The sequence below is a fragment of the Kitasatospora sp. NBC_01300 genome (genome assembly GCF_041435235.1).
In the GTDB taxonomy this organism is placed as follows: Bacteria; Actinomycetota; Actinomycetes; order Streptomycetales; family Streptomycetaceae; genus Kitasatospora.
The window spans coordinates 5,313,748-5,320,000 of record NZ_CP108408.1 but is presented as its reverse complement, the minus strand read 5'-3'; the positions used below and the strand labels follow the sequence as shown (position 1 = coordinate 5,320,000).

The following is a 6,253-nucleotide window of genomic DNA, read 5'->3' as shown; positions in this document are numbered from 1 at the left end:
CCGGAGTTTCATTCATCGGAATTCGCTTTCCACTTGCCCCCGCTCTCTCGCGGCGACTCCGGAACTGTACGGGGACAGGACCGCCACATGCAAATCGCCCCCGCCCGGGGTCCCGGGCAGGGGCGATCAGTGCGACGCGGACCAGGTCAGCGGACCTCGGTGATCTCCGGACCGCGGGCGAACGGGTCGAGGGCCGCGCTGCCGAAACGGTTGTCGCCCTCGCCGGCCGCCGCAGCCGCACCGCCGCCGTCGGCGACCATCTGGGCGTCCTCGGGGAGCTTCAGCACGATCGGGTCGCGGGGCGCCATCGGGCTCTCGCCCCGGACGACGACCGTCTGCTGGAAGACCTGCTCCAGGATCCCGGCCATTTCCGGCTGCACGGCGGCCTGGCCCGAGATCACACCGCGCAGGAACCAGCGCGGGCCGTCGCAACCGACGAAGCGCACCAGCTGTACGCCCTGGGTGCCGTCCGGCAGCTGCACCGGGACCTGCGCGCGGAGGTGCCAGCCGAGCGGGCCCTCCTCCTCCTCGATGAGGCCGCCCTGCGCGGTGATGCCGTTGGCGATCTCCTCCCGGACCTCCCCCCAGATGCCCTCCGACTTGGGAGCGGCGAAGGCCTGCAGCTGGATGGCGCTGTTGCCGAGGACGAGGGTCGCGGCGACGATCGCGTCACCGGCGACCTCCACCCGCAGCTCCATGCCCTCGACACCGGGGACCAGCAGACCCCCGAGGTCCACCCGCCCCTCCTCGGGGTTCTCCAGCTCGGAGTGGTCCCACGGACCGTCCGGCCGCGGGGCCGGCGGCAGGCCGACCTTGTCGGACGGGTCCAGCTCGGTCACGTTCTCGCTCTCGGCGGAACCTTCGACGTCATCGGCCGTCTCGTCGGCGCTGATGGCGTCGTCGGCGAGCTGCTCGACAGCGTCCTCGCTCTTCTGGCGACGACGGAACACGGTCACTGTCCTTCCCGGTCCAAGACCGATGCGAATACCTGCTCGGCTTCCTGCGAGGCCGCGGGAATGCTAGACCGCGGCGTGGCCGCCGGTCGACCCGAACCCGCCCTCGGCACGTGCCGACCCAGGCAGCTCGGCCACCTCGTGGAAGCGGGCCTTCTCGACCTGCTGGATCACCAGCTGGGCGATCCGGTCCCCTCGGCGGAAGCTGACCCCCTCGCGCGGGTCCAGATTGACGACGATCACCTTGATCTCTCCACGGTACCCGGCATCGACCGTCCCCGGGGCGTTCACGAGAGCAACTCCGCAACGAGCTGCCAGCCCGGACCGGGGGTGGACGAAGGCCGCGTAGCCGTCCGGGAGGGCGATCGCGATGCCGGTGGGCAGGACGGCCCGCTCACCGGGGGCCAGCTCGGCGTCCACGGTGGTGCGCAGATCGGCTCCCGCGTCGCCGGGCTGCGCGTAGGCGGGCAGCGGCAACTCGGGGTCGATGCGCCTGATCAGGACGTCCAGCGGCGGGCGGGGGGTGTTGCTCAAGGGTTCACCTCAAAGGCTCGTGCGCGCTTCATCAGATCCGGGTCGTCGAGGACCTTCTCGATGTCCTCGGGACGACCGTGCGTGGTGAAGTGTTCCAGCTTCACCTGGATGAAGAGCGCCTGCGCACGCACCGCGACCGGTCCGTCGGGGCCGCCGATGCGTGCCTCGGCGGCGCTGTAGATCTTGCGGCCGTGGACGCCGGTGACCCAGGCGCGCAGGTGCAGCACCGAGTCGACCGGGACGGGGCAGAGGAAGTCGGTCTCCAGCCGGCCGGTGACGGCGGGGGCGTGCAGCAGCCAGTTGAGCGTGCCGAGGGTCTCGTCCATGGCGGTGGTCAGCACTCCGCCGTGGGCCAGGCCGGGGCCGCCCTGGTGGACGTCCCGGACGGCGAACTCGGCGGTGACGTCGAGTCCCTCACCGGCGACCGCGTCGATCCGCAGCCCGCCGGGGTGCTGCGGGCCGCAGCCGAAGCAGTGCTCGTAGTGGGAGCCGAGCCGGGTGCCGGGGGCGGGCGCCTCGGGGGCGCGCGGCGGCAGTACGGCGTCCGGCGGCGGGGTGGTCGGGGACGGCGGCAGCGCGGGCGCCGGCCGGTCGGCGGGGGCAGTGGGGGTGGTCGAACCGGTCACGGGGCCCCAGCCTACCCAGGGGTAGCCGCGCGGCCGGTGGGGGTGGCGTCCCGGTGCCGGCGTCAGGGCGCCCACAATGGGGGCATGTACGACGAACGCCTCACGGTGCCGCGCTCCTGGTGGCTGCTCCCGGTCGCGACCGGGCTCACGCTCGCCCTGATCCTGCTGCGGGTCAGCGGTCTGGCCGCGCTGGTCGGGCTGGTGGTCGGCATCGCCGCCGGCGCGGTCGCGATCAGCAGCTACGGCTCGGTCCGGATCCGCGTGGTGCAGGGCTCGCTGGTGGCCGGGCCGGCCCGGATCCCGGTGGACGCCCTGGGCACCGCGCACCCGCTGAGCCCCGCCGAGGCGGTGGCCTGGCGCGGGCCGAAGGCCAACCCGCGCGCTTTCATGCTGCTGCGCAGCTACGTCCCGACGGCGCTGCGGATCGAGGTGACCGACCCGTCCGACCCGACGCCCTACCTCTACCTGTCGACCCGCTCGCCGATGAAGCTGGCGGAGGCGCTGGAGGAGGCCCGTCGCGGCGCCCGCACCTAGGGCGTGTCCGGCCGATCCTGCCGGACAGCACCTGGCGGAGGGGCCCGCACGCGCCCGGGGCAGCCCCGGAGCGCGCACAGGCCCGAAAAAACGGAGAGGGACGGTTCCGCTGATGCGGGACCGTCCCTACGACTTTGTGCCGGCCGACGTGCTCATGGCCGACCCCGTCCTCCCGGTGCCGTCCGTCAGGACGGCTCCCGGACCTGCCGTCCGGCCCCGCTGCCCGGGGCCGGAAGGGGCGCTGTGCCGGCCCCGCGGAAGCCGCGGGTGCCGGGCCCTGTCCGCCGCGGTGCTCAGGCGCCGCAGTCCCGGCAGATCGGGTTGCCGTTCTTCTCGCTGTACAGCTGACTGCGGTGGTGCACCAGGAAGCAGCTCATGCAGGTGAACTCGTCGGCCTGCTTCGGCAGCACCCGGACCGCGAGCTCCTCGTTCGAGAGGTCCGCGCCCGGGAGCTCCATGCCCTCGGCCGCGTCGAACTCGTCGACGTCGACAGAGCCGCCGCCCTTGTCGTTCCGCCGAGCCTTGAGTTCCTCGATGCTGTCTTCGTTGAGCTCGTCGTCGGTCTTGCGTGGGGTGTCGTAGTCCGTTGCCATTGTTCGCTCTCCCCCTCCGGGTTTGTGCGGTGTGTGCGGTATCTCCAGCGCACGTAACGCATGGGGGGTCGGTCTTGTGCCCGACCCGAGGCGGAGATTTTGCCTTACTTCAAGCCCTGTTACTCAATCGACACTCAGCCAGGGGTCCGTTGGGGTGATCCACCAGGCTGCGGGAGGCCTCACGCTGGGCCATCGCCAGCCTCCTCCAGCATCCGCTCGGCGGCCACTCACAGTGAGCACGGGCCGCACTGATGCTCGTCCGTTCCCTTGCCCACCTGGGGTACCGGCCAATCATCCGGCCGGGTGCGGACCCGAAATCCGGTCACGGACTGCGATCGGTACCCCAGTTCGGGTGATCACTCTCCGAGGTCGGGTGAAGCCGCGGAGCGACACGATGTGAGCTTGGTCACGTTCAGAATCTTCCAGGGCAAACCACGGAAAATCCACCCACTTCGGCTGCTCCGCCGAACACCCTAGTCGGCACTGCGGCGCGCGGCCCGACGGGCCAGGATCGCGGCCTGGCGCTCCTCGAACTTGCGTGCCTGACCGTCCAGCCCGTCCAGGAAGACGCCGAGCTCGTTCTGCGCCAGCAGGCCCTCCGGGCCGAGGCCGCCGATCTCCATCACGCGCAGGTGGCGCAGCACCGGCTGCAGCACGTCGTCGTGGTGGATGCGCAGGTTGTAGACCCCGCCGAGGGCGATCTGCGCGGCGGCCCGCTCGAAGCCGGGGATGCCGTGGCCGGGCATCCGGAAGTTGGTGACCACGTCGGCCACGGCCCGCATGGCCTGGTCGGGGGCGATCTCCAGGGCGGCCTTCAGCAGGTTCCGGTAGAAGACCATGTGGAGGTTCTCGTCGTTGGCGATCTTCGCCAGCAGCTGGTCGCAGAGCGGGTCGCCGGCGTACTTGCCGGTGTTGCGGTGCGAGATGCGGGTGGCGAGCTCCTGGAAGGCCACGTACGCGACCGACTGCAGCATGCTGTGCGCGTTGTCGGACTCGAAGCCCTCGGACATGTGGCTCATCCGGGCCCGCTCCAGCTCCACCGGGTCGACGGCCCGGGTGGCGAGCAGGAAGTCGCGAATCGCTATCCCGTGCCGGCCCTCCTCGGCGGTCCAGCGGTGCACCCAGGTGCCCCAGGCGCCCTCGCGGCCGAACATGCTGGCGATCTCGTGGTGGTAGCTGGGGAGGTTGTCCTCGGTCAGCAGGTTCACCACCAGCGACACCCGGCCGAGCGGCGTCACCTGGGACTGCTCGACGGCCCAGGCGTCGCCGCCCAGCACGCCGTCGAAGTCACGGCCCTGGCTCCACGGCACGAACTCGTGCGGCATCCACTCCTTGGCCACGGTGAGGTGGCGGTTGAGCTCCTTCTCCACGACCTCTTCGAGGGCCAGGATCAGCCGGGCGTCGGTCCAGCCGGTCGATCCGAGGGAGGCGCTGCTCTGCACAGGGGCGATGGTCACGGTCTTGCTCCTGGGGGACGGCACGCGCGGGACGGGCGCGTTGGGCGGGCACGTCTGCGACGCACTTACGGTTCCGTAGGTTACGACACCGTAAGTTGCCCGGGCAGGAAATGACAAGCCGCCCCCGCCAGGCCTTATGTCGTCTTGACGGGCCTGACGGGGGCGGCGGTGAACGGTCGCTTACGGAGCGCGGCGGCGGGGAGGGCGCGGCGGGCCCGGGAGGGGCCCGGCGGGCGGGGTCAGGGGTTGGGGATCCGGACCCGCATGGTGAGGCCGCCACCGGCGCGCGCAGTGGCCTCGATGGTGCCACCGTGGGCGCGCACCACCGAGCGGACGATGGACAGGCCGAGCCCGACCCCCTTGTCGCTGCGGGTGCGGTCGGCGCCCTTGACCCGGCGGAACGGCTCGAAGATGTGCTCCAGCTCGTAGCCGGGCACCACCGGGCCGGTGTTGGACACCACCAGCTCGCCGCCGCCGGGCACCTCGGCGGTGGCCAGCTCGACCCAGCCGCCGGGGGTGTTGTACCGGACGGCGTTCTGCAGCAGGTTGAGCGCCAGCCGCTCCAGCAGCACGCCGTTGCCCGCGACCACGGCCGGAGCGAGCTTGGAGCGCAGCTCGACCTCGCGCCGGTCCGCCTCGGCCCTGGTCTGCTCCAGGGCGCGGGTGGCCACCTCGGAGAGCTCCACCGGGCGGCGGTCGGTCAGCTCGTTCTCGCTGCGGGCGAGCAGCAGCAGGCCCTCCACCAGCTGTTCGCTGCGCTCGTTGGTGGCCAGCAGGGTCTTGCCGAGCTGCTGGAGGTCGGGCGAGGCGGCCGGGTCGGAGAGCTGGACCTCCAGCAGGGTGCGGTTGATCGCCAGCGGGGTGCGCAGTTCGTGCGAGGCGTTGGCGACGAAGCGGCGCTGGGAGTCGAAGGACCGGTCCAGCCGGTCCAGCATGTCGTCGAAGGTGTCGGCGAGTTCCTTGAGCTCGTCGTCCGGCCCGTCCAGCTCGATCCGCCGGTGCAGGTCGGAGGAGGCGACGTCGCGGGCGGTGCGGGTGATCCGGCCGAGCGGGCGCAGCACCCGGCCGGCCAGCGCGTAGCCGGCCGCGAAGGCGATCACGGCGAGGCAGACCAGCATCGTGAGCGACTTGCGCAGCAGGGTGTTGAGCGCCGAGTTGGAGCGCAGCAGGTAGTCGCCGGCCTGCTCCTGGTTGAACTGCGCGCTGTTCATCGGGACACCGTTGACCCGCAGGCTGCCGTCGAACTGGAACGTGCGCGGCGCCAGGTTGTTCACGGCGTCCTGGAAGAACACGTACATCAGCAGCAGCAGGACCACGCCGGCCATCAGGAACATGCCGCCGTAGAGCAGGGTGAGCCGCATCCGGATGGTCGGCCGGAAGGGCAGCCAGGCGAGCATGCCGTCGCCGGGTGCGTAGCGTCCGGACTGGGGCGCGCGCGGGGGGTGCTGGGGCTTGGGCGGTACGGCGCGCGGGCCGCCGGCGGGCGCGCCGGAGGGCCCGCCGGCCGGGGGCGGGGTGGTCATGATGGTCCTCTCGGGGCGTCCGCCGGGGGCGGG

At 71.9% G+C, this 6,253-nt stretch carries 7 protein-coding genes; 1 reads left to right on the top strand and 6 read right to left on the bottom strand.

Annotation, left to right across the window (positions count from 1 at the left end; genetic code table 11):
• Window positions 1-146: 146 nt before the first annotated feature.
• The 3 genes from OG556_RS23625 to OG556_RS23615 form a co-directional block, all read right to left on the bottom strand.
• Window positions 147-950, bottom strand: a complete 804-nt coding sequence (locus tag OG556_RS23625; RefSeq protein ID WP_350880047.1) for a DUF3710 domain-containing protein — start codon at window positions 948-950, stop codon at window positions 147-149.
• Between the two features lie 69 nt (window positions 951-1,019).
• Window positions 1,020-1,487, bottom strand: a complete 468-nt coding sequence (gene dut / locus OG556_RS23620) for a dUTP diphosphatase (RefSeq protein ID WP_350880049.1) — start codon at window positions 1,485-1,487, stop codon at window positions 1,020-1,022.
• Window positions 1,484-2,062 carry a PaaI family thioesterase gene (locus tag OG556_RS23615; protein ID WP_063351415.1) on the bottom strand — a complete coding sequence of 193 codons (579 nt, stop codon included), beginning with the start codon at window positions 2,060-2,062 and terminating at the stop codon, window positions 1,484-1,486. Before OG556_RS23615 ends, dut begins: the two co-directional genes overlap by 4 nt.
• 135 nt (window positions 2,063-2,197) lie before the next feature.
• On the opposite strand from OG556_RS23615, the gene OG556_RS23610 reads away from it, so the two are divergent.
• Window positions 2,198-2,647 (top strand): DUF3093 domain-containing protein, encoded by a 450-nt coding sequence (locus OG556_RS23610; protein ID WP_350880051.1) that lies wholly within the window; start codon window positions 2,198-2,200, stop codon window positions 2,645-2,647.
• A gap of 293 nt (window positions 2,648-2,940) precedes the next feature.
• Here OG556_RS23610 and OG556_RS23605 read toward each other — a convergent pair whose 3' ends face one another.
• The 3 genes from OG556_RS23605 to OG556_RS23595 all read right to left on the bottom strand — a co-directional run bounded on the left by OG556_RS23605 (window position 2,941) and on the right by OG556_RS23595 (window position 6,220).
• A complete protein-coding gene (locus tag OG556_RS23605) occupies window positions 2,941-3,240 on the bottom strand; it encodes a DUF4193 domain-containing protein (RefSeq protein WP_030057692.1) in 300 nt (99 codons plus the stop codon).
• A 473-nt stretch (window positions 3,241-3,713) separates the two neighbouring features.
• Complete coding sequence (locus OG556_RS23600) at window positions 3,714-4,697, bottom strand: acyl-ACP desaturase (RefSeq protein ID WP_371519067.1); 984 nt, start codon at window positions 4,695-4,697, stop codon at window positions 3,714-3,716.
• 239 nt (window positions 4,698-4,936) lie between these two features.
• Entirely contained in the window at window positions 4,937-6,220 is a 1,284-nt protein-coding gene (locus OG556_RS23595; protein ID WP_363584465.1) for a HAMP domain-containing sensor histidine kinase, read from the bottom strand.
• Between the last annotated feature and the right edge of the window lie 33 nt (window positions 6,221-6,253).

Bases quoted from the DNA above. Each gene is read 5' to 3' on its own strand.
- OG556_RS23610 (WP_350880051.1), top strand. From the start codon at position 2,198: ATGTACGACGAACGCCTCACGGTGCCGCGCTCCTGGTGGCTGCTCCCG.
- OG556_RS23605 (WP_030057692.1), bottom strand. From the start codon at position 3,240: ATGGCAACGGACTACGACACCCCACGCAAGACCGACGACGAGCTCAAC.
- OG556_RS23595 (WP_363584465.1), bottom strand. From the start codon at position 6,220: ATGACCACCCCGCCCCCGGCCGGCGGGCCCTCCGGCGCGCCCGCCGGC.